This window comes from Methylobacterium gossipiicola, assembly GCF_900113485.1.
GTDB lineage: Bacteria > Pseudomonadota > Alphaproteobacteria > Rhizobiales > Beijerinckiaceae > Methylobacterium > Methylobacterium gossipiicola.
Genome location: NZ_FOPM01000025.1, coordinates 1 through 21605, shown reverse-complemented (window position 1 = coordinate 21605; position 21605 = coordinate 1). Strand labels below are relative to the sequence as shown.

Genomic DNA, 21605 nt, shown 5'->3' with positions numbered 1-21605 from the left:
GCCGTTTCCTTTGGTGGGTCCGGTCGATTGCCGCGCGAGCGGACGCCCCGGAGGGAGCTGGCTACGGAACTCGCCCCGGAAGAGAGGAAATCGTCCGGGCATCGAGCCGAGACATCCGTGACGGCATCGGGGCGAGGGGAGGGGCGGCCCAAAGGCGGGCCACCCATCGCTTACCGGGGAGGCGGAGCGGCTTGCCCCTGCTGCTGGATGAGGGGCGTGATACGGCGCACCGTGACTCGCCGGTTCTCACGCGACGGCCCTTGGGTGTTCACCTTCAGATACTGCTCCCCGTAGCCCTGCGTCGTCAGGTTCTCCGGCGGCACCTTGAAGGACTGGGTGAGCACCGTGGCAACGGATTGGGCCCGCCGATCCGACAGGGAGAGGTTGTCGACATCGGAGCCGACCGCGTCGGTGTAGCCTTCGATGAGGAAAACCTCCTGCGGATTAGCCCGGATCGCCTGGTTCATCGCCGCCGCGATGGTGGCGAGGCGAGCCGCCTGATCCGGCGTTACCGTGAACGATCCGGTTTCGAACGTGATGGTATTGATGTCGACGCTGCGCATCCGGGCACGGAGCTGCGGGCTGTACCGCACCTGATCGAGGGTGTAGCGCCGATCCACGGCCACCACCGGCGGGGCCGATAGGGCTTCGTAGACCGCGCGCTCGTCGGCCCCCTCGTAATCCACCACGTAACGATCCCGCGGAATGCGGATGTCGGGTGGGGGCAGATCGACCACGTCTTCGTAGATCGGCCGGCGCGGGCCGCCGAAGCTGTTGTCGATGATCACCACCTCGCGACCGTCGCGGAAGCGGCGCGAGCGCCGCACGAGGCGACCGTCGTCGTCGACGATGGTGACGATTTGCTCGCCGCCCGGTCGATCGAGGTACGTGATGGTATCGCCCCCCCGGCGCTCGCTGCGATAGCCGCCGCGTCCGAGATCGCGGAACCGCTCGTTCTCGTCATGGCGGATGAAGTAGGTGTCACGGTCGCGCACGATGATGCGGCCGGGTTCGCGGATGTAGGTCCGGCCATCCTCCCGGAATTCGCGACGGTCGCGGCGGACGCGGTCGAAATCGCGGACGTCGTCGTCGTCTCGGAAACCGCCGGGGATGTAGCCGGGCCGTCCCGGGGCGTTGAATCCATCGCGCTGACCGCCGCGCTCAAATGCGTCCCGGCGTTCGCGATCCTCGCGGCGGTCGTCGTCCCGCAGGTCGCCGTCGCGCCGTCTCCCATCACGCAGCCCCGGATCGCGATCCTCACGCGGATCGAGCCCGTCCGGCGGTCCGCGCCTGTCGGACCGTCCGGCCTGTGGTTCGTCGCGATTGTCCGCACCCGGTGGAACGAACGGGCGACCGGGGACACCGGGGCGAGCGTTGGGAGCGACAGGCTGAGCGGGGGCAGCGGGTTGGGCAGGATCTGGCGTCCGCGGTTCGGCGGCCGTCGGCGGTGCGGGTGGAGTCGAGGGGGACGGGGTCGGAGGAGCTTTCCGGTCGGCCGGACTCGGAGCCGCATCCGGACTGCGACGGCCCTGTTCCGGTGGCGTCGGGCGATCGGCGTCCGAACTGGGCGCACGACGATTGGGCCCGCCCGGCTGCCCCTGCGCGGGCTCGATCGCGCGATCCCGTGCCGGAGGCGGGGCTTGCCGCTCGGCTGGATCTCGCTGCGGGGCCTGAGGTCGCTCCTGACGCTCGAGCCGCTCTTGGCGATCAGGCCGCTCCTGACGCTCGGGCCGCTCTTGGCGATCGGGTCGCTCCTGACGATCCGGACGTTCCTGACGCGGCGTCGGGCGCTCCGCCGGACCACGGTCTTCGCGGGCATCGGGGCGCTGTTCGCGAACGGGCGGCCGCTCGCGCTCTTGCCGCGGCTCGGGTCGATCTTGTCTTGGCTCAGGTCGTTCCTGACGGGGGGCAGGGCGCTCCTGCCTCGGTTCCGGCCGCTCTTGTCTAGGCTCGGGCCGCTCTTGCCTGGGCTCGGGCCGCTCGGGTCTCGCTTCGGGGCGTTCACGCACGGCCGGGGGGCCGTTGCGGGGGCCTTCACCACCGGGGCCGCCTCCACGAGGACCTTCACCACCCGGACCGGCCTGGGCCAAGCGCATGACGTCACCTGCCCTGTCCTCTGGATGCGCCCATGATGGATCGGACAGAACCAGGGCCGGCAGCATGGTGCCGGTGAGAAGGAGCAGGCGGAATGGCCGCATGGATGGCACTCAGAGTCGTGGACGAGGCCTTCGGAACTGACTTATGGCCGGATGGTTCCCGCCTCCGGCAAATCCGATGCGTCGCCGAGACACGATCCGGTGTTCAGGGACGGGTGGTGCGGGGCTGGACCTGTGCCGAGAACAGGTTCGGTGCGATGACCCGAACCGGCTGACGTTCTTCATTCGGGGATGCGTGCAGGGTCGGCGGCACGGTGGTGCCGGCGGCAGGTTCTGCAATGGTGCCGGCTTCGTTGGTCACGAGGCCCGTGCGGGTGGCCGCATCGGCCGCCAAGCCGGCGGCCGTCTTGTCTGCTCGTCCGACGAGGGTCAATCGAACCTTCGGGCGCGATAGGGCCTCAGCCTGCATGGGGGTGACGAAGATATCGCCCTTGTGGCGCACCAGCATGCTTTCCGCCTTCACCAGGGACTGCGCCCAGCTCTGCCCCTCGCGCTTGCACGAACAGTTCGGCATGAAGGTGGTCCGGAACTTGAACGCATTGGCGAGGGAGACGTACGCCTTCGATCCCTTGAGGGCTGCGGCATGCTTCAGCGCCTCGTCACCGTGTGGCATCGAATAGGCGGCGGCCTCCGCGCCGGGGCAAAGCGCTTGGCAGAGTTCGTCCGCCCCCTCGCGGCCGTCGGGCAGGTTGGCCATCGGGAAATACGCACCGTCGCAGGTGCGGACACAAATCACTTGAGACCCCCCACGGGCCCGTTGCTCCTGCGGCGAGCCGTCGAGGGCGCGCAGCGCGACCTTGCTCGCCGCATCGGTGCAGGCCGCGGCCACGGCGGCGGTGAGTTGCCGACGGCGTGCCGCCGTGACCTCCCCGTTCTCCGCGCCGTAGCCGGCATTGAGCGCGCGAATCCGCTGCTCGACGGCGCCGCATTGCGGGGGGCGGGAATCGAAGAATAGGAACCGACCGCCTTCGCAGTTCAAGGTCCGATAATAGGCATTCAGCCGGCCGATCTCGTTCTGAAGGGCGCGGGCCGTGCTGGCTCCGTCGCCCAGATTGGCGAGCTCGGACCGATAGCGCAGGCAGGCATCGCTGGCTTGCGCCTGCGCTGCGCCCATCGTCCCGAAGGCGACGAGGGGAGCGATGAATGCCCGAGCGAGCGTGCGGATCTGCGGAAATATCAGTGGCATGACCCAGATTGAAACGGGAGGAGAATCGCGGCGTCGGCCGGGATCCGGTCTGGCGGCAAAGCACATTTTTGTACCCGCCCTCGTCCATGGGCGACAGCCTCCCTACATGCGCCCCGTCGAGTTCGAGGGGGAATGCAGGATGATGTGGCTTCGGGGTCTCACAGGTGTGATGCTGACGGGTCTCGTCGCGGGATCGTTTACCGGAGGGGGGGCGGCCAAGGCCGAGGAGGCCGACAGGATCTTCGATAAGTCGACGGTCTGGCGTCCCCTCACACCGAACGACAAGCTCGTTGTCTATGGCATCGACGATCCCGCGGTCGCCGGGGTCGCCTGCTGGTATACTCAACCCGAGAAGGGCGGCATCAAGGGCACTTTGGGATTGGCCGAGGATGTCTCGGATATTTCCCTGGCCTGTCGTCAGGTCGGACCCGTTCAGTTCAAGGACAAGCTCGGCCAGGGTGAAGTGGTGTTCAGCGAGCGCCGCTCGCTGATCTTCAAATCGATGCAGATCGTCCGTGGCTGTGATGCCAAGCGTAATACGTTGATCTACATGGTTTATTCGGACAAGGTCATCCAGGGCTCGCCCAAGAATTCGACCTCGGCGGTGCCCCTGATGCCATGGGGCACCGAGCCGCCGCCGAAATGCGCTGATGCCATGAAGAAATAAAGGTCTCGAACGCATCGACCGATCCCGCACCGGGCGTCCGGCGGTCGCTTTCCGAGGCGAGTGCGGCTGACGCTCAATCCTGACAGGTGATGCGAATTGGCCGTTCGGCCTGCTTGATCACCGGTGCCGCGGGAATCGCGCCGGTGTACTCGTCCTGCGCAGCCGTGCCGAAGGAACTGGCGGACGCGAAGCCTTGGGCTTCGCACCAGGCATTGGCCACCACTTGGCCACAGCTGCTTTCGCCGTTGCTCAGGCAGTCTCCGACGCCGTAGCCTTCGCCAGCCGGGATCAGGAAGGTCTTTTCGACCTGCGGAGTCGCGCGGGCCGGAGTTTCGCCGTCGCCGCCCGCGAGGGCGGCGGAGGAAAATAGGGCAAGGGCGAGGAGAGCGCCGATTTCGGCGGCCGGGCGGCGCATGGGCAGAACCTCGATGGCGGGATTTGATTTCAACGAAATCTCAAGGCTTCGGGTAAACAATTCCTTTCCGCCTCGGATCGCTTTCGATGGACGCGGGAGCGATGTCGTTCTCGAAATGCTCATGGATTCGAGGTAGCGCAGGACGGTCGACGGGGCCGTCGCCTTCGCGCAACAGCTGAGGGGCACGGCGTGAGGCTCGCTCATTGCGCGCGTTGGCCGGCACGGGGTACCGACGCTGGGAAGCGGCGAAAAACCAACACGCTAGGGGGCGGTCGCGGCACGTGACGTTCGCGGCCTGCCCGAGGGACGAGGGACGGTTTCATGGCCCCGATGTTGCGGCTCTACAACACACTGACCCGGCGCAAGGCCGCGTTCGTGCCGATCGATCCGTCGCATGTGCGCATGTATGCCTGTGGCCCGACGGTCTATGACGCGGCTCATATCGGCAATGCCCGCCCGATCATCGTGTTCGACCTGCTGTTTCGGCTCCTGCGCCATCTCTACGGGCCGGCGCACGTCACCTATGCCCGCAACGTCACCGACGTGGATGATAAGATCAACGCCCGTGCGGCGGAGCGGGGCATCACCATCCGCGAACTCACCGACGGAACACTCGCTGCCTTCCACGATGACATTCGCGCCCTCGGTGTCCTCATGCCCGAGGATGTGAATGTCGCCCAGGAGCGTCCGCGCTTCATCGAGCCGCGCGCCACCGATCACATCGCCGAGATGATCGCGATCATCGAGGGATTGGTGGCGGCCGGGCATGCCTACGTGGCGGCCGGACACGTGCTGTTCGACGTGCCCGCGATGCCTGACTACGGCAGCCTGTCGAAGCGTCCCCTGGACGAGATGGAGGCAGGCGCCCGTGTCGAGGTGGCGCCCTACAAGCGTTCGCCCTTGGATTTCGTGCTGTGGAAGCCCTCGAAGCCCGGCGAGCCCTCCTGGCCCTCGCCCTGCGGCATCGGTGAGCCCGGCCGCCCTGGTTGGCACATCGAGTGCTCGGCCATGTCGTGGAAGCACCTGGGCAAGACCTTCGACATCCATGCCGGCGGCATCGACCTCATCTTTCCCCACCACGAGAACGAGGTCGCCCAGTCGCGCTGCTGCTTCGGCACCGACGTGATGGCCAATGTCTGGCTCCACAACGGCTTCCTGCAGGTGGAGGGCGAGAAGATGTCGAAATCGCTCGGCAACTTCATCACCATCCGCGAGGTCCTGAAGGACTGGCCCGGCGAGGTCGCGCGCCTCGCCATGCTCAGGACCCATTACCGTCAGCCCATCGACTGGACGGTTCGAGGGCTCGAGGAGGCGAGCCGCACCCTCGATCGCTGGTATGGGATCGTCGGTGACACCGCCGCCGCGCCGCGGCTTCCGGAGGGGCTGCTGGAGCCGCTCACGGACGACCTCAACACGCCCTCTGCCCTCGCGGAGCTTCATCGTTTGGACGATGCGGCCAGCTTGAAGGCCGGAGCCAACTTGATGGGCCTGCTGACGCAGACCAAGTCGGAGCGGGATCAGGGGAGCATTCGCGCCTCGGGGGTGGACGTGGTCCGGGTTGAGGCTTTGATCGAGGCGCGGCGGGCGGCGCGCGCCGCCAAGGATTGGGCCGCCTCCGACCGTGTCCGTGACGAGCTCGCGGCCATGGGCGTCGCCGTGAAGGACGGCAAGGACGGCACCACGTGGAGCGTGATGCCGTAGGCGTAGCTGCGACCGGCTCACCGTCGCGGCCGGTCGCGGGCTGGTCGAGCCTCAGAGGCGCTCGACCACGAACGCCTCGGCCTGCGGGGCGGTCGGGTTCGCCGCCGCCGCGTCGCGCAAGGCACCCACCACGTCCCGCGCCTCGGTGGTCACGAGGTAACTGAGGTCGAGCCCTTCGCGGATGAAGCCCTGGATCCGCATGTGGTCGAGGAGCGTCAGGAGCGGGGTCCAGAAGTCCGCCACCGACAGCAGGAGGATCGGCTTCTTGTGCTGGCCGAGCTGCGCCCAGGTGAGCTGCTCCACCAGTTCCTCCAGGGTACCGATGCCGCCCGGCAGGGCCACGAACGCGTCGGAGCGCTCGAACATCAGGCGCTTGCGGGTGTGCATGTCCTCCACCACGATGGTCTCCTGAATCGCGTCGAGCATGCGCTCGCGCGATTTCAGGAAGCTTGGGATGATGCCGGTGACATGGCCGCCATGCTCCAGAACGGCGCGGGCGACGGTGCCCATGAGCCCGACATTGCCGCCGCCATAGACGAGGCCGAGACCGGCTTCGGCCAGGGCTCTACCCAGGGTCTCGGCGGCCGTGATGAAGGCTGGGTCGTTCCCGAAGCCCGAGCCGCAATAGACGCAGACCGTTTTCACCGCTGACATGCGCCGCCTCCCATTCGGGTCGGGCCATGGGGGAAGCGCGCGGCATCCACGGGCCAAAGTGCTGATTTTATGGGAGATCCGGCCACAAAGCGGCCGCCGGGATTTGGTGTTCCGATCATGTTCGCTAATATGTCGCCATCGCGTGCCGATTTGTCGTCGGGGCCGGTCGAGAACCAAGTGCGGGTCCGCCGCGCGGGCGGCGGATGGGGGAGTGGTGCGTCATGACGGCGGAGTTGCGACGGAGCATCTTCCTCGCCTGCGTAGGGCTCTTGGGCGGCTTCGCCCTCGTCGTCACCCTCTACGGCGCGAGCGTGTTGTTCAAGCACGGAATCGACACGGCCGAGGATCGCAGCGTGCTTCCCGCCCCCGTCTTGGAGGTGCCCCCCGCACCCGGACAACCCATCGCGAACGGGCTGGCCGAGGCGAAGCCGGCCCCCCCGCCGGAGCCTCGCCCGGGGGCGGCTGCCCCCAGGAGCGGCGTCCGGGCATCGGCGCCGACCTTCGACATCATTCGCGTCGAGCCGTCGGGCGAGGCGGTCATTGCCGGGCGGGCGACGCCCAACACCACCGTGGAGTTGCTGCGCGACGGGGAGCCGATCGCCCGTGCCCTCGTCGATCCGTCGGGGCAGTTCGCCATCGTGCCGCCGGCCCTGGCGCCCGGCAGCAGCGAGATCACCCTGCGGGCGACGGGAGCGGATGGCCGACCGCTGCCGTCGCGGGAGAGCGTGGCCGTGGTGGTCTCCCCCGGACGCGACGCCAAGCCCCTCGTCGCCCTGACCTCGCCCGACAAGCCGACGGTGGTGCTGTCGCAGCCCGACCCCCCGTCGGAGCCGAAGCAAGTCGTTGCGAAGGCTGAGGAAAAGGCAAAGCCCGACGCCGAGGCCGTGCCTCCGCAGACCGACAGGGCGGAGCCCGCCGCGCCCGCTCGACAGGCCGAGGCGAGCAAGGAGCCCGAGCCGACTTCCCCCGAGGGCAAGCCCCCGGCGCCCCAGACCGAGAAGGCGTCCGGCACCGTCCCGGTCAAGGTCGTCAGCGTCGAGGCGGAGGAGGGCGGGCGGCTCTACGTCACCGGCCAGGCCCAGCCCGGGGCGACGGTGCGGCTCTACCTCAACGATACCGCCGTGGCGCCGGCCAGCGTCGGGGCGGACGGGCGCTTCGCCTTCACCATCGGGCGCGGTGTCCAGCCGGGCGCCTACGCGGTCCGGGTCGACGAAGTCGATCCCGTGTCGGGCCGGGTGAAGACCCGCTCCGAAGTGCCCTTCACCGTGCCGGCGCCGAAGCCCGTCGCGGCAAAACCCGAGCCGGCGAAGCCCGAGCCGGCGAAGCCCGAGCCGGCGAAGCCGGCCCCGAAGGTCGCGCTTCTCGCGCCGCCGGCCCTCGATGGGTCCGCACCACCGGCGGAACTTCCGAAGCTGCCGCAAGCACTTGCCATCCCCCCGGCGCTCCCGCCCGTCGATCCGGTTCCCCCCGCGCAGACCCCGCTGGCGGCCGAGCCGAAGGCCGGTCCGGCGCCGAAATCCGAGCCGCAACTCGAGGCGAAGGCCGAGAGGAAACCAAAGCCCGAGGTCGAGGCGAAGGCCGAGACGAGACCGAAGCCCGAGGTCGAGGCGAAGGCCGAGACGAAACCAAAGCCAGAGGTCGAGGCAAAGGCAGAGCCTCAGGTTGCGCAGAAGGTCGATCCGACGCCCCGGCCCGATGGGCCGCCCGCCGTGTTCGTGCCCGAGATCGGCACGGCGCGGATCGTGCGGGGCGACAGCCTGTGGCAGATCAGCCGGCGCATCTATGGCCGGGGGACCCGCTACACGGTGATCTACGACGCCAACCAGCCGCAGATCCGCAACCCGGACCGGATCTTTCCGGGCCAGATCTTCGTGCTGCCGAGCGACGGCACCGCTGCGGCGGCGGGGGGCGACCGGCGCGGCTGAGCCGTCCCACGTGCCGGCGGCCTGCGCCGGCGCGGGGCCTGAATGGAACGGCGCGCGGGCCGATGCGCCGGGGAGGGGGCGGCGATGCGCCGGCCCGCGGCTGTCATCGGCGGATCGGCGACTTATATCGGGTCCAAACCGACCCCCATCCGAGCCCCGGACCCCATGACACCCGACCCCGCGCAAGCGACGGACGGCGGCCCGACGCCGCCCGCCCGCCCCGGCCTCGTCGCGACCTATCGCCGCCTGTGGCCCTACCTCTGGCCGCAGCGGCGGCCGGACCTGCAGCGGCGGGTCTTTCTCGCGTTCGGCCTGCTGATCCTGGCGAAGTTCGTCACCATGGCGACGCCGTTCACCTTCAAGTGGGCGACGGATGCCCTGGTGGCGCTCACCGACCCGAAGCCCGGCGCCCCGGTGCCGACGGGCGTGTTCGCGGCGCCGATGGTGCTCGTCGGGCTCTACGGTCTCACGCGGATTCTCATGGCCGGGCTGACGCAGGTGCGCGACGGGCTGTTCGCCAAGGTGGCGATGCATGCCGTGCGGCGCCTGGCGCTCCAGACCTTCGAGCACATGCATCGCTTGTCCCTGCGCTTCCACCTCGAGCGCAAGACCGGCGGGCTGACGCGGGTGCTGGAGCGCGGCCGGGGCGGCATCGAGGAACTGTCGCGCTTGATGGTGCTCACCCTGGTGCCCACCATCGTCGAGTTCGTCCTCGTGCTCGGCGTGCTGGCGTGGGAGTTCGACTGGGTCTACTCGGCCGTGGTGTTCGTGACCGTCGCGGCCTACCTCGTCTTCACCTGGAAGGCGACGCAGTGGCGCATCGCCATTCGGCGGCGCATGAACGCCTCCGACACCGACGCCAACACCAAGGCGGTGGATTCGCTGCTCAACTTCGAGACGGTGAAGTATTTTGGCGCCGAACGGCGTGAGGCCGAGCGTTACGACGCCTCCATGGCCAAATACGAAAAGGCCTCGACGCAGACCTACGTGTCGCTGGCCGTGCTCAATGCCGGGCAGGCGGCGATCTTCACCGCCGGCATGACGGTGGTGATGTGGTTGGCGGCCCGCGACATCCTCGCCGGGCGCACGACGCTGGGCGGCTTCGTCCTCGCCAACACCCTGCTGATCCAGCTCGCCATGCCGCTTAACTTCATGGGCATGATCTACCGCGAGATCAAACAGGCGTTGATCGACATCGACGACATGTTCCTCATCCTCCACCGCAACCCCGAGATCGCCGACCGGCCGGACGCCAAGTCGCTGATCCCCCAGGGCGGCACGGTGGAATTCCGGGACGTGCGCTTCGCCTACGATCCGGCCCGGCCGATCCTGCGCGGCGTCTCGTTCACGGTGCCGGCGGGGAAGACGGTGGCCATCGTCGGCCCCTCGGGGGCGGGCAAATCGACCCTGTCGCGCCTGCTCTTCCGGTTCTACGAGCCGCAAGCCGGGCGCATCCTCATCGACAACCAGGACATCGCGGCGGTGACGCAGGCGTCCCTGCGCGCCGCCATCGGCATGGTGCCGCAGGACACGGTGCTGTTCAACGACACCATCGGGTACAACATCCGCTACGGCTGCTGGGATGCCACCGACGCCCAGGTCCGCGAGGCCGCGTCCCTCGCCCAGATCGACCGCTTCGTCTCCGGCCTGCCCGAGGGCTACGACACGCCGGTGGGCGAGCGCGGCCTCAAGCTCTCGGGCGGCGAGAAGCAGCGCGTCGCCATCGCGCGCACCATCCTCAAAGGTCCCCCGATCCTCGTCCTCGACGAGGCCACCTCGGCCCTGGACAGCTTCACCGAACGCGAAATCCAGGACGCCCTCGACACCATCTCCCAGAACCGCACCACCCTGGTCATCGCCCACCGCCTCTCGACGGTGGTCAACGCCGACGCGATTCTGGTGCTCGACAAGGGCGTGATCGTCGAGCGCGGGACCCATGGGGAATTGTTGGAGGCCGGTGGGGTCTATGCCGCGCTGTGGAGCCGGCAGCGGGAGGCTGATGCGGCCTTGGCGGTGTTGCAGGGAGTGGACGGGGAACGTGTGGTGGAAGCGGTCGGGTAGGGGCGCCACCCAAATGAGAGTCGTTATCGTTGACATCGAGGCGCAGGCTAAAATTTCAAATGCTTGCAAATTCAGCAATTGATCCGTGTCGAAGTCGTATCAGCCATCTGTCGAGGGTGGGTATAGGATGCCGGTGGTGAATCAGGGCGAAACTGTATCGCAACACGATAGATTTTTTTGTAGTTTGGCTCGTTCGCCCGATCGACAAATCTTACAAAAATTCCTACTGTTTCTACAGGACGCGGAGACAAGGCGATCATGGGCGGCGAAGGGTACGGTACGATAGGAACGATCGTAGATTTGTTTTCAGGCTGCGGTGGCTTCTCGCTAGGTGCCGAATTAGCGGGTTTCAAGTCTCTTGCTGCGATCGATGTCGATCCTATCTTGCAGTCGGGGTACCGCCGTAATTTTCCTCGCTCGCAAGCTGTTCAAGCCAGTGTCGCAGATATTGATGGTACCGATTGGCGGAACCTGATCGGCAGACAAAGGCCGGATGGGGTTATAGGCGGGCCTCCATGCCAAGGATTTAGTCTTATCGGCAAGAGAGCAATAGACGACCCACGGAATACGCTTATTGGCCATTTTTTTCGACATGTAAACTTATTGCGACCGAAATTTTTTGTCATGGAAAATGTAGAAGGATTGCTAATAGGCGATTCGAAAAAGCTTTTATTAGAAGCAATCGAAACTGTTAAGCCGCGTTTTACAGTCCTAGATCCGATAGTTGTCCGTGCTGCCGATTTTGGTGCTGCCACTAGTCGTAAACGAGTAATAGTCGTTGGCTATGATCCTGATGAGATTGAATCTCTGGAGTCTGGCGGTTTTTCTTGTGGCAGACTCGCTCCTGTGAACACGGTGCGCGATGCTATTTCCGATCTCCCAGGGCCGATCCCAGCCGGGGGAGCTACGGATTTCGGATGGGCTCGTTACTCGGCCCATACGCCGCGAGGGCTGTCAGATTATGCGCGTGAACTTCGGCGCTGTCCTCCGCCCGGATTGGGAAGTCAGGAGGCTGTCCAGCGCCATGCAAATGGCTATGTATCAGGTCTTGCCGAGACTCGGCACAGCCTACAGGTCGCACATCGGTACGCTAATACCCCCGGCGGGAAGGCTGAGCCTATCACCAAGTCCTACCGCCTCGAGTGGCACGGGCTCTGTCCAACACTTAGGGCCGGAACTGGCTCGGATAAGGGTTCGTTTCAGGCTGTGCGGCCGCTTCATCCCGGTGAAGGCCGCGTCATCACCGTTCGCGAGGCCGCTCGCTTACAGGGCTTCCCTGATTGGTTTACATTTCACCCAACAAAATGGCATAGCTTTCGAATGCTTGGGAACAGCGTCTCACCATTCGTAGGACGTGGTCTTTTGATGACACTGGCAAATAAATTTCCGCTTCCGCTTGCAGCTTAAAGTCAGCTAACGCAACCTGCATTTACGTTGAGGGGAGCGCGAAGAGCTAAAAAAATGCCTAAAAAATTCAAGGTCGATACAAGCCCTACAAAAGAAGTTGTCGTTGGTAGCTTGACAAGGGATGCAACGATCGAGGCTTGTATCTTTGACTTAATAGATAATGCGATTGATGCTGCGCGTGACGCTAGTTTCGATGTCATGGGCAACGACGATAAGAATGTACTTCTAGAAAGTTATGAAGGGTTCGAGATATATTTAACAATAAATTCAGGCGGGGTTAGCATCTCCGACAATAGTGGTGGGATACATATCAAAGCCTTGGAGCATATTGCGTTAAGGTTTGGTGCAAAATCAGCTCATAGTATGGGGATCGGGGTATTTGGGGTTGGGTTGAATAGAGCTTTGTTTAAGCTCGGGAATAGAAGTTTAATCGTTACTGATACCGGAGCTGAGAAGGCTACTATCGAACTCGATAATGATGCCTATATTAAGTCTTCAGATTGGATATTGACCGCCGAAGCTGTGCCTTCGGCCGGGGTCCGGGGAACTGTAATATCTATTTTCGACCCGCCAGATGAATATTCAAATTTGTTTGGTGATGACGAATGGTTGATGGAACTTGCATTTGAAATAGCAACACGTTATGCTCGCTTCATAGAGAAAAACCTTAAAATTGAGTTGAATGGTGGGGTTATTGAGGCAGCTGAACCGGGTATTCGAAGCAACGGGCCTTATACAATTGATAGCAAATACCTTAAGAAGCCCGGCACAATTATAAAAATAACTGCAGGGCAGCATGAGAGACATCGATTCGCAAAAGAGCCGGATTACAGTAAAGAGACCAACACATCATTGACTGAGCAGTTTGGTTGGACTGTGTTTTGTAATGATCGCGCTATTGTGGTCGCTGATCGAACCGATAAGACTGGTTGGGATCGGTTCCACACAGAATTTTATGGCTTTGTTGGTCGGGTCGAGTTTGTAAGTAATGATCCTGATCGACTTCCTTGGTCTACGACAAAGACCGATGTCGATTTAAATAATCCTATCTACAAATTTGCTCTCTTAGAGATGCGGAAGTTTGCGGAGCGGTGGAGAAGCTTTACAAACGAGCGCAAGAAGCCGGGATTTGCGTTGAATTCTCTGCCTCCAAAGCCTGCGTCCCCGAAGCAGAGCCCACCCAATGGCGATAGCGTAAGCAAGTCCGACCCAATTAGTCGGCCGCCACTATCCGCTCCCCCTCAGCCAAAGAAAACTAAGAAGCCAATAATTAAGCCTGACTATCATCAGTTCAGAACTATTTTACCAGATGATGTGGATGAATCAAAAATAAATGATAAGCATCTAGCTATTGTTCACGAGGCAAAAAATCTCGACCTCGCCGATTTTACTTACGTCGGAATGGCACTTATGCGGATGTTGATGGAAATGTCCGTTATTGCATATCTCCATCGACGCAATAAATACGACGAACTTAAAGAATGGGCTATAGAGCGACGTAGAAAAAAAGGATTGACAATTTCTGTCGCAGACGAAAAGAAAGTTGTTCCTGCAATGGATGAGATTTTACCGTATCTAGATGCAAATCCTAATGTATGGGAAGCAAAAGAGACATATCTTAAGCACAGCTTGAAACAGATGATTACCAATCAGCCATTGCTAAATAGTGCAATTCATAATCCATTTCAACATTTTAATCGTAGTAAGGCCTTCGAAATTCGGGACGCCGGACTGCCAATGTTTCGACATCTCATCGAGTCCTGAGAGTTTGTTATGGCGGATCATGTTTCATCAGAGAAGCGATCCGCCATTATGCGATCTATTGTTGGGAAGGATACGGCGCCTGAAATTGTTGTTCGGAAGGCCGCCCATCGTTTGGGGCTACGCTTTCGCAAGCACGACTCCAAACTGCCCGGTCGCCCAGATCTTGTCTTGGCAAAATGGCGGACCGTTATCTTTGTCAATGGTTGCTTTTGGCATCGGCATCTAGACTGCCGGCGTGCTACTATCCCCAAGTCGAACATCGAATTTTGGGTCGAAAAATTCAACGCTAATACCGCTAGAGACGAGCGCAATTACGCCATGCTTGCCGATCAGGGTTGGCGCGTTGTCGTTCTATGGCAGTGTGAAGTCCGTACCATCGAGATGGCGACGGAAATGCTGCGTCCGTATTTCTCCGCCAGTTATTTTGGTCAAGTAGATGCTGGAACGGAAAATTTATCTTGATAAATAAAGACGGCTATGCTGTTTTAGTGTCCGCTGGGTCGGACGTACTGGGCGGCATCATTGGGCCTCGTGATCGGCTCTGTGAACTCTCAGCAGTTAACGCGCCCCCCGCGTCCAGACACCGCGCGGCGCCCGGATTCCCGCCCGCGCCCGTGTCGGGCCTTCCTCCGGAAGACCGCCTGTCCGATTCTCCTTGAGACGATTCGCCGAACTCTCGTCCCGATCCTCGACGGGATCGCCGCCAGTCTCCCCACGGCGCCCGTAGGTGCAGGCGCGTCTGCGCGAAACCGTCGCTCGGCTCGCCGCCGATCCCCTCAGCGGCCAGCGCACGGGCCACCCGACCCTGCGACGAATCGTGGTTCGGCCCGCCGCCGCGCCCGCGCATCGGCGACGCCCGATCACCCGATCGTGATCCCGCCGCCACACCGCGCGCGAATTCGCCCGCCCCGGTTTCGCCGTATTGACCCTGCGCCGACCGGGCCGATAGCTCGGCTCATGTGCGCGACGCGACCAAACGGTACGGTCTGGCGCGCGGTCATCGCGGTGGCCGCGCTCTACGCGCTCGTCCTGCAAGGTCTCCTCGGGGGCGCGATCGCCCTGCGCACCCTCGATGCGACCCACGCCCTCTGCCTTCAGGCGAGCGGCGTTTCCACGGGGGATCCGAGCGGGACGCCCCCGGTTCACGTCCATCTCTCGTGTTGCACCGCCGCCGTCCCCATGGCGACGGCGATGCCGACCCTCGACACGGTCGCCGTCGTCTGGCCGCTGCGCAGGGCGGTTCGAACCGCGTGGCGGCCCGAAATCGTCGCGTCCCCCCGCGCCCCGCCCGGTGTCAGCGCCAGTGCCCGAGCGCCCCCCGTCGCCTGATCGATCGCCCGTTTCCCGATCCTTCAGACCACGGATTTTCATCATGCTTCCCGTTCCCCGGGTCGAGCTTCGCCTCGCCCTGCCGTTCGTCCTGCTCGCCGCCCCGTCGGCCTTCGCTCAGGTCGCCACCCCCGTCACCCTCTCCGAACTGTCCGTCCAGGGGCGGGGCGACCCGGGGGGCGGCTCCCTCACGGTGCCCAGCGTCGCCGCCCAGCGCGCCGCCGTGAACGCCACCGTCGGCTCGGTGGCCTTCGTGGATGCGACGGAGTTCCAGAACCGCTACGCCAACACCCTGCGGGACGTCCTCAAGGACACGCCCGGCGTGTTCGTCCAGGAACGCTACGGACAGGAAATGCGCCTCTCCGTGCGCGGTTCGGGCATCGCCCGAGGCTTTCACCTGCGTGGCCTCGAACTGCTTCAGGACGGGATCCCGCTCAACCTCGCGGATGGAAGCGCGGACTTCTATCAGATCGATCCCCTCGCCCTGCGGTCCATCGAAGTCTACAAGGGCGGCAACGCCCTGACCTTCGGCGCCACGACCCTGGGCGGCGCCATCAACTTCGTGACCCCCACGGCGCGGACCGCCTTCGCGCCCAACATCCTGCGCCTCGACGGCGGCAGCTTCGGCACGATCCGGGAAAACTTCCAAGTCTCACGGATCTCGGGGCCGGTGGACTTTCTCATCAACGGGACCGTGACCAATTCGGACGGGTATCGCGACCACGAGACCCAGCGGACCCGGAACTTCAACGCCAATCTCGGCTACGCCCTCGCGCCCGGCATCGAGACGCGGTTCTATGCAGGCGTCTATCTCACGGACCAGAAGCTCCCCGGCACGCTGAGCCTGTTCAACGCCCTGAACAACCCCACCCTGGCGAGCCCGAGCGCGATCACCGGCAACCAGTCGCGCAAGGTCGAGACGGAGCGGATCGCCAACCGGACCTCGTTCGCCCTGGATGTCGGCAAACTCGATATCGACACCTGGGCGATCCACAAATCCCTGTACCATCCGATCTTCCAGGTGATCGATCAGGATGGGTGGACCTACGGCATCTCACCGCATTGGGCCGGCACCTTCGACGTCGCCGGGTATCGCAACGACACGATCCTGGGGCTGCGCGCCTCGGCGGGGCAGAACTCGGCGCTTCAGTTCGTCAACATCGCCGGACAGCGGGGCGGGCAGACCCTCAAGGCCCTGCAGAGCGCATCCAATTACGAGATCTATGGCGAGAACCGGTTCTGGTTCCTGCCCGACCTGGCCCTGATGACGGGGGCCAAGGCGTTCTCGTCGAACCGGACCTACAGCAACAAGGGGGGCTTTCCGGCCAATCCCAGGGCACAGTTCGCCAACGCCACCTACGAGGGCCTCAATCCGAAGATCGGCCTGCTGTGGCAGCCGCTGCCGGAGATTCAGGTCTTCGGTGACATCACCCGCTCCCGCGACGTGCCGGATTTCTCCGATCTCGCCCAGCAGAACATCCTGCGGACCACCTTCGTGCCCCTGGCGGCGCAGCGCGCCTGGACCTACGAGGCCGGCACGCGCGGGCGCATCGACCGCCTCGCCTGGGACGTGACCCTCTACCGCTCGGAACTGCGCGACGAACTGATCAACTTCTCGATCAATCCCGGCCTCAACATTCCGGCCGCGACCTTCAACGCGCCCCGCACCCGGCACCAGGGCGTCGAAGCGGCCGTCTCCCTCGACGTGGCGCGCGACCTGACCGGCCACGGGGACACCCTCGGCGTCTCGCAGATCTGGACCCACAACGACTTCCGGTTCATCGCCGACCCGGTGTTCGGCGACAACCGGATCGCGGGCATTCCCCGGGACGTTCTGCGCACCGTCGTGACCTACGCCCATCCGAGCGGCTTCTACCTCGCGCCGTCCGTCGATTGGGTGCCGCAGGGGGCGTTCGCCGACCATGCCAACACCCTGCGGGTGCCGGGCTATGCCCTGGTCAACGTGCAGACGGGGATCGACTTCAAGAACGGCGTCTCGCTGTTCCTCAATGCCCGCAACCTCGCCGACACCCGCTACGTGTCCGACGTGTCCGTGGTGACCAACGCGGCGGCGACCATGGGCGGGGCGGCGTCGCTCGCGGCCTTCTATCCCGGCAACGGGCGCAGCGTGTTCGGCGGCATCCGCGCCGGGTTCTGAAGGCGGCCGCGCCGCTTCGCGGCACTTCTGGCACCGGGTCCCGGACCGCCTTCCACCGCGTTGCAGGCGTCCGGGACGGGCGGCGGCGTCTGGCTGACGTTGCGGGGCGCGTGTCAAACCCCCACGGTTGACGCGCGCCCCGCGCCCTGCCATCGCGCGGAGTCCGGATTCCCGCCCGCGCCCGTGTCGGGCCTCGCTCCGAAAGACCGCATGTCCGATCTCCTCGAGACGATTCGCCGAACCCTCGTGCCGATCCACAAGGAGGGCTATCCGTTCATCCTCATCGGCATCGTGCTGACGGTGATCGGCGGGTACTTCGCCCAGTTCTTCGGCTGGATCTTCCTCATCCTCACCCTGTGGGTGTGCTACTTCTTCCGCGATCCCGAGCGCGTCACGCCCATCGGCGACGGGCTCGTGGTGTCGCCGGCCGACGGGCGGGTGAACCTCATCTCCACCGTGCTGCCGCCGCCCGAGCTCGACCTGCCCCAGGAGCCGATGCTGCGGATCTCGGTGTTCATGAACGTGTTCGATTGCCACGTGAACCGCGTGCCGGTGACGGGCCGCATCGGGCAGATCCACTACACGCCCGGCCTGTTCCTCAACGCCGAACTCGACAAGGCCAGCGACGACAACGAGCGCAACGGCCTCGTGATGGAGACCACCCACGCCGGCAAGGCCCTGCGCATCGGCGTGGTGCAGATCGCCGGCCTGGTGGCGCGCCGCATCGTCGGCTGGGTGCACGCCAATGACACCCTGAATGTCGGCGAGCGCTTCGGCCTCATCCGCTTCGGCTCCCGCGTCGATGTCTATCTTCCCGTCGGCACCCGCGTGCTGGTCGGCCTCGGCCAGAAGGCGGTGGCCGGCGAGACGGTGCTGGCGGATCTCTCCGGCGGCCCCGAGCGCACCTTCCGGCGCATCTGACGGGGGATGAGCATGGACGACCTGTTCCCCCCCTTCGCGCCCGACGCCAACGAGCCCCGGCCGCGCCGCTTCAAGCCGGTGCCGTTCCGGATGATCGCCCCGAACATGATCACCCTGATGGCGCTCTGCCTCGGGCTGACGGCGATCCGCCTCGCCTTCGAGGGCAAGTTCGAGCCCGCCGTCATCGCCATCGTGGCCGCCGCCTTCCTCGACGGCATCGACGGGCGGGTGGCGCGGATGCTCAAAGGCACCTCGCGCTTCGGGGCGGAACTCGATTCGCTGGCCGACTTCGTCAATTTCGGCTGCGCCCCGGCGCTCATCCTCTACGGCTTCGCCCTGAAGGAGCTGAAATCGGTGGGCTGGATCGTGGCGCTGATCTTCGCCATCGCCATGGCGCTGCGCCTCGCCCGCTTCAACGCCATGCTGGACGATCCCAACCGCCCGGCCTGGAAGAAGGATTTCTTCGTCGGCATGCCGGCCCCGGCCGGGGCGCTGACCGTGATGCTGCCGCTCTATCTCCACTTCCTCGGCCTGCCGCTCGAGCGCTGGGCCGCCCCGGTGGTGCTCGGCTACATGCTGTGCATCGCGCTCCTCGTCGTCTCCACGGTGCCGACCTTCTCAGGCAAGACCGTGGGCAAGCGGGTGCCGCGCGAGGCGGTGCTGCCGATCTTCCTCGTCGGCGTGGCGGCCTTCGGGCTCCTTATCTCGTTCCCGTTCGAGGCCATGGTGGCGCTGGCCATCGGGTATCTCGTCACCCTGCCCATCGGCGCCGCGCAGTATCGCCGCCGGGCCAAGGCGGAAGCGCGCGCGGCCGCGACCCTGGCCCCGCCCGACGACCGCGATCCCGGCGGCTCCGAGCGCGACCGGGCCGTGGACAGCTGAACGACCCGCCTGTCGCGGATTGGCCGTATCGCTTAGTTTCCGCGCCACACATCAGGCGCGGAGGCCCGCCATGCTCGAAGAATTCAAGAAGTTCGCCCTGCGCGGCAACGTCGTCGACCTCGCGGTGGGCGTGATCATCGGCGCGGCCTTCGGCGCCATCGTCACCTCGGCGGTGCAGGACCTGTTCATGCCGGTCATCGGGGCCATCACGGGCGGCCTCGATTTCTCGAACTACTACATCGCCCTGTCGTCGAGCGTGCAGAAGGGCGCGGCCTATGCCGACGCGAAGAAGCAGGGCGCGGTGATCGGCTACGGCCAGTTCATCACCGTGGCGCTGAACTTCATGATCGTCGCCTTCGTGCTGTTCCTGGTGATCCGGGCCATGAACCGCCTCGTCAGCCGCGAGGAGGCCAAGCCCGCCCCCGAGTTGCCGGCCGACGTGAAGATCCTCACCGAGATCCGCGACCTGCTGGCGACGAAGCCGGCGCGCTGATCAGGGGGCTTTCCCGGTCAAATCGCCGAGCAGCCCGTCCAGCGCCTGCTCGACGGCGATGGTGCCCTCCTCATGGGTCTTGAGGCGGGTCTCCAGGCGCTTGATCTGCGGCGCAAAATCCTCCGGCACCACGGGATCGCCGAGATATTCCGGCACGGGCTCGGCGGTGGTGAAGACCGAGCGCAGCTGCTGGCCGAGGTGGTCGCGCACCGGCTCCGGCAGGGCCGCATCGGGCTGGGGGTGGTCGCTCACGGCATGTCTCCTGATCGCGTCGGCCCATTCAACTCTCCGAGAGCGGCAAGTGTTGCGCCAAAACAGAAAAAGCCCCCGTCGCCGGGGGCTTTTCCAATTTTCGGATGGGGCGGGCGTCAGTCGATGACTTCGACGATGCGGCGGCTGCGGTCGACGAGGACGGGGCGCTCGTTGACGATGGTGTAGCGGGCGCCGCGGGCGCCGTACTCGTCCGGCACGTCGTAATAGGTCACGCCCGTGCCCGGCAGCACGGTGCCGACGCGGACGTCGCCGTCATAGGTGTAGGACGGACGGCGCTCGCGGGTGACGTACTGACGGAAGCGCGGACGGTCGTCGACACCGAGGATGCCGCCCACGGTGCCGGTGGCCGCCCCCACGGCGCCGCCCACGATGGCGCCGATGGGACCCGCCGCGTCGGCGCCTTCCTGCGCGCCGCGCTCGGCGCCCCGCACGAGGCCCTGGGCCTGGGCGGCGATCGGCAGGCTGAGGGCGAGGACGGACGCGGCCAGAATCGTCTTGAAGTGCATGGTTCGGGTCTCCTGAACGTTCGGCCCCCTCGCGGTGCGGGGCATGGCCGAGTCTCCGGGCCACAACGTGCCAGCGGCCAAAGGGATGCGGAGAAATCGCGCGGCCCGGTTTCCGGCCGCTCTGCGTCCCCTCGAAAGCGGGGCCGCCGCATCATCCCGAGGTGCATTCAGTGATGTGCGAAAGATCACGATGCCCTGATTCAGGGCGCTTAAGCACTCGGATTAGGCAGAAAGGTCCATCCGTTGATGAAGGTATAGGCCACACGCACAGAAGAGCATCATGAAACGCCTCATCATCGCCCTCGCCGCCGCCCAGCTCCTCACCCTCGCGGGCACCGCCGCACTGGCCCAGCCCCGGGCCTGGAACGCCCTGACCCAAACCCCGAGCTTCCGCGCGCCCGAGCAGATCGTCGAGGGGCCCCGTGGGCCGGCGCGCCGTGGCGAGGCGAACACGGTGTTCCGCAGCCAGGGTGTCAGCAGCCTCCACGGCGGCATGGGCAACATGGGCGGCGGCACCGGCCGCAGCGCCAATTCCGGAGTCGGGCTCGGCGGCATCGGCGCCTCGCAGGGCGCGCGCAACTAGTGCATCGATCCAGACGGAGGCTTCAGCCGTGTCTGGGAAATTGATGCGAAAACAAAAGCCTCGTGCGCTGACGCAGGAACGAGTGATTGCGTCACAGCACGAGTGCATCGATCCAGACGGAGGCTTCAGCCGTGTCTGGGAAGATTGATGCAAAAACAAAAGCCGAGTGCTCTGGCGCATGAACGAAGTGATTGCGTCACAGCACGAGGGCTCCGTTTCGCCACCGCGAGGGGCCTCCCGTCCCAAGGGGGCAGGGGGTCCCTCGCGTTCGTCACGAAGCCTTAGCGCAGCAGCTGCAGCACGCCCTGCTGGGCCTGGTTCGCCAGGGCGAGGGCCGAGATGCCGAGCGAGTTGCGGGTCGAGAGGGCCTGGGAGTTGGCGGCCTCCTCGTTGAGGTCGGCGTTGGTCAGGTTGGCGGCACCGGTGTCGAGGACGTTGATGATCTGCTTGGTGAAGTCCTGACGGTTCTGGACCACGGCGAGGTTCGAGCCCAGCGACGAGGCCTGGGCCTTCAGCTGCGACGA

General features: G+C 65.0%; 21 protein-coding genes. 14 read left to right on the top strand and 7 right to left on the bottom strand.

Annotation, left to right across the window (positions count from 1 at the left end):
• Positions 1-170: 170 nt before the first annotated feature.
• Complete coding sequence (locus BM249_RS22240; protein ID WP_425284848.1) at positions 171-995, bottom strand: OmpA family protein; 825 nt, start codon at positions 993-995, stop codon at positions 171-173.
• On the opposite strand from BM249_RS22240, the gene BM249_RS22235 reads away from it, so the two are divergent.
• Positions 963-2132, top strand: a complete 1170-nt coding sequence (locus BM249_RS22235; RefSeq protein WP_425284847.1) for a hypothetical protein — start codon at positions 963-965, stop codon at positions 2130-2132. The two genes, BM249_RS22240 and BM249_RS22235, sit on opposite strands and share 33 nt — an antisense overlap.
• 169 nt (positions 2133-2301) lie before the next feature.
• On the opposite strand, the gene BM249_RS17570 is transcribed toward BM249_RS22235, so the two are convergent.
• Entirely contained in the window at positions 2302-3342 is a 1041-nt protein-coding gene (locus BM249_RS17570; RefSeq protein WP_091974419.1) for a DUF2865 domain-containing protein, read from the bottom strand.
• 139 nt (positions 3343-3481) lie between these two features.
• On the opposite strand from BM249_RS17570, the gene BM249_RS17565 reads away from it, so the two are divergent.
• Positions 3482-4009 carry a CreA family protein gene (locus BM249_RS17565; RefSeq protein WP_091974418.1) on the top strand — a complete coding sequence of 176 codons (528 nt, stop codon included), beginning with the start codon at positions 3482-3484 and terminating at the stop codon, positions 4007-4009.
• Between the two features lie 73 nt (positions 4010-4082).
• Here the strand turns inward: BM249_RS17565 and BM249_RS17560 are convergent, their stop codons facing one another.
• Positions 4083-4424, bottom strand: coding sequence for a hypothetical protein (locus BM249_RS17560; protein WP_091974484.1), 342 nt, complete (start codon positions 4422-4424; stop codon positions 4083-4085).
• Positions 4425-4745: 321 nt separating this feature from the next.
• Here BM249_RS17560 and cysS point away from each other — a divergent pair, with 321 nt between their 5' ends.
• Positions 4746-6125 carry a cysteine--tRNA ligase gene (gene cysS / locus BM249_RS17555; protein WP_091974416.1) on the top strand — a complete coding sequence of 460 codons (1380 nt, stop codon included), beginning with the start codon at positions 4746-4748 and terminating at the stop codon, positions 6123-6125.
• A gap of 51 nt (positions 6126-6176) precedes the next feature.
• Here the strand turns inward: cysS and BM249_RS17550 are convergent, their stop codons facing one another.
• Positions 6177-6779 carry an LOG family protein gene (locus tag BM249_RS17550; RefSeq protein WP_091974415.1) on the bottom strand — a complete coding sequence of 201 codons (603 nt, stop codon included), beginning with the start codon at positions 6777-6779 and terminating at the stop codon, positions 6177-6179.
• A 221-nt stretch (positions 6780-7000) separates the two neighbouring features.
• Between BM249_RS17550 and BM249_RS17545 the strand changes: the two genes are divergently transcribed.
• The 10 genes from BM249_RS17545 to mscL all read left to right on the top strand — a co-directional run bounded on the left by BM249_RS17545 (position 7001) and on the right by mscL (position 19719).
• The gene (locus tag BM249_RS17545; protein ID WP_091974414.1) at positions 7001-8704 is read left to right on the top strand and encodes a LysM peptidoglycan-binding domain-containing protein; all 1704 of its coding nucleotides are present in this window, start codon (positions 7001-7003) and stop codon (positions 8702-8704) included.
• A 165-nt stretch (positions 8705-8869) separates the two neighbouring features.
• Positions 8870-10765 carry an ABCB family ABC transporter ATP-binding protein/permease gene (locus BM249_RS17540; protein ID WP_091974413.1) on the top strand — a complete coding sequence of 632 codons (1896 nt, stop codon included), beginning with the start codon at positions 8870-8872 and terminating at the stop codon, positions 10763-10765.
• Positions 10766-11023: 258 nt separating this feature from the next.
• Positions 11024-12172 (top strand): DNA cytosine methyltransferase, encoded by a 1149-nt coding sequence (locus BM249_RS17535; protein WP_091974412.1) that lies wholly within the window; start codon positions 11024-11026, stop codon positions 12170-12172.
• Between the two features lie 54 nt (positions 12173-12226).
• Positions 12227-13936: an ATP-binding protein gene (locus BM249_RS17530; RefSeq protein WP_091974482.1), complete on the top strand. Its 1710-nt coding sequence runs from the start codon at positions 12227-12229 to the stop codon at positions 13934-13936.
• 9 nt (positions 13937-13945) lie between these two features.
• Complete coding sequence (locus BM249_RS17525) at positions 13946-14398, top strand: very short patch repair endonuclease (RefSeq protein WP_091974411.1); 453 nt, start codon at positions 13946-13948, stop codon at positions 14396-14398.
• Positions 14399-14893: 495 nt separating this feature from the next.
• A complete protein-coding gene (locus tag BM249_RS17520) occupies positions 14894-15265 on the top strand; it encodes a hypothetical protein (RefSeq protein ID WP_091974410.1) in 372 nt (123 codons plus the stop codon).
• A gap of 43 nt (positions 15266-15308) precedes the next feature.
• Positions 15309-17423 (top strand): TonB-dependent receptor family protein, encoded by a 2115-nt coding sequence (locus BM249_RS17515; RefSeq protein ID WP_091974409.1) that lies wholly within the window; start codon positions 15309-15311, stop codon positions 17421-17423.
• Positions 17424-17633: 210 nt separating this feature from the next.
• Entirely contained in the window at positions 17634-18344 is a 711-nt protein-coding gene (locus BM249_RS17510) for a phosphatidylserine decarboxylase (RefSeq protein WP_091974408.1), read from the top strand.
• Between the two features lie 12 nt (positions 18345-18356).
• Positions 18357-19226 (top strand): CDP-diacylglycerol--serine O-phosphatidyltransferase, encoded by an 870-nt coding sequence (gene pssA, locus BM249_RS17505; protein ID WP_244528842.1) that lies wholly within the window; start codon positions 18357-18359, stop codon positions 19224-19226.
• A gap of 70 nt (positions 19227-19296) precedes the next feature.
• Positions 19297-19719, top strand: a complete 423-nt coding sequence (gene mscL / locus BM249_RS17500; RefSeq protein WP_091974407.1) for a large conductance mechanosensitive channel protein MscL — start codon at positions 19297-19299, stop codon at positions 19717-19719.
• On the opposite strand, the gene BM249_RS17495 is transcribed toward mscL, so the two are convergent.
• Complete coding sequence (locus BM249_RS17495) at positions 19720-19971, bottom strand: hypothetical protein (protein WP_177232446.1); 252 nt, start codon at positions 19969-19971, stop codon at positions 19720-19722.
• Between the two features lie 116 nt (positions 19972-20087).
• The gene (locus BM249_RS17490) at positions 20088-20498 is read right to left on the bottom strand and encodes a DUF1236 domain-containing protein (protein ID WP_091974404.1); all 411 of its coding nucleotides are present in this window, start codon (positions 20496-20498) and stop codon (positions 20088-20090) included.
• Positions 20499-20778: 280 nt separating this feature from the next.
• Between BM249_RS17490 and BM249_RS17485 the strand changes: the two genes are divergently transcribed.
• A complete protein-coding gene (locus tag BM249_RS17485) occupies positions 20779-21081 on the top strand; it encodes a hypothetical protein (protein ID WP_091974403.1) in 303 nt (100 codons plus the stop codon).
• A gap of 281 nt (positions 21082-21362) precedes the next feature.
• Here BM249_RS17485 and BM249_RS17480 read toward each other — a convergent pair.
• Positions 21363-21605: flagellin (locus BM249_RS17480; RefSeq protein WP_280142689.1), on the bottom strand; the 243-nt coding region annotated here is incomplete at its 5' end.

What these genes read in the sequence shown, in the direction of transcription:
- mscL (WP_091974407.1), top strand. Translation starts at nt 19,297, where the DNA reads ATGCTCGAAGAATTCAAGAAGTTCGCCCTGCGCGGCAACGTCGTCGAC.
- BM249_RS17545 (WP_091974414.1), top strand. Translation starts at nt 7,001, where the DNA reads ATGACGGCGGAGTTGCGACGGAGCATCTTCCTCGCCTGCGTAGGGCTC.
- BM249_RS17520 (WP_091974410.1), top strand. Translation starts at nt 14,894, where the DNA reads ATGTGCGCGACGCGACCAAACGGTACGGTCTGGCGCGCGGTCATCGCG.
- BM249_RS17530 (WP_091974482.1), top strand. Translation starts at nt 12,227, where the DNA reads ATGCCTAAAAAATTCAAGGTCGATACAAGCCCTACAAAAGAAGTTGTC.
- BM249_RS17510 (WP_091974408.1), top strand. Translation starts at nt 17,634, where the DNA reads ATGTCCGATCTCCTCGAGACGATTCGCCGAACCCTCGTGCCGATCCAC.
- BM249_RS17535 (WP_091974412.1), top strand. Translation starts at nt 11,024, where the DNA reads ATGGGCGGCGAAGGGTACGGTACGATAGGAACGATCGTAGATTTGTTT.
- BM249_RS17550 (WP_091974415.1), bottom strand. Translation starts at nt 6,779, where the DNA reads ATGTCAGCGGTGAAAACGGTCTGCGTCTATTGCGGCTCGGGCTTCGGG.
- BM249_RS17560 (WP_091974484.1), bottom strand. Translation starts at nt 4,424, where the DNA reads ATGCGCCGCCCGGCCGCCGAAATCGGCGCTCTCCTCGCCCTTGCCCTA.
- pssA (WP_244528842.1), top strand. Translation starts at nt 18,357, where the DNA reads ATGGACGACCTGTTCCCCCCCTTCGCGCCCGACGCCAACGAGCCCCGG.
- BM249_RS17525 (WP_091974411.1), top strand. Translation starts at nt 13,946, where the DNA reads ATGGCGGATCATGTTTCATCAGAGAAGCGATCCGCCATTATGCGATCT.
- BM249_RS17490 (WP_091974404.1), bottom strand. Translation starts at nt 20,498, where the DNA reads ATGCACTTCAAGACGATTCTGGCCGCGTCCGTCCTCGCCCTCAGCCTG.
- BM249_RS17565 (WP_091974418.1), top strand. Translation starts at nt 3,482, where the DNA reads ATGATGTGGCTTCGGGGTCTCACAGGTGTGATGCTGACGGGTCTCGTC.
- BM249_RS17540 (WP_091974413.1), top strand. Translation starts at nt 8,870, where the DNA reads ATGACACCCGACCCCGCGCAAGCGACGGACGGCGGCCCGACGCCGCCC.
- BM249_RS17485 (WP_091974403.1), top strand. Translation starts at nt 20,779, where the DNA reads ATGAAACGCCTCATCATCGCCCTCGCCGCCGCCCAGCTCCTCACCCTC.
- BM249_RS17570 (WP_091974419.1), bottom strand. Translation starts at nt 3,342, where the DNA reads ATGCCACTGATATTTCCGCAGATCCGCACGCTCGCTCGGGCATTCATC.
- BM249_RS17515 (WP_091974409.1), top strand. Translation starts at nt 15,309, where the DNA reads ATGCTTCCCGTTCCCCGGGTCGAGCTTCGCCTCGCCCTGCCGTTCGTC.
- BM249_RS22235 (WP_425284847.1), top strand. Translation starts at nt 963, where the DNA reads ATGGCGGATGAAGTAGGTGTCACGGTCGCGCACGATGATGCGGCCGGG.
- cysS (WP_091974416.1), top strand. Translation starts at nt 4,746, where the DNA reads ATGGCCCCGATGTTGCGGCTCTACAACACACTGACCCGGCGCAAGGCC.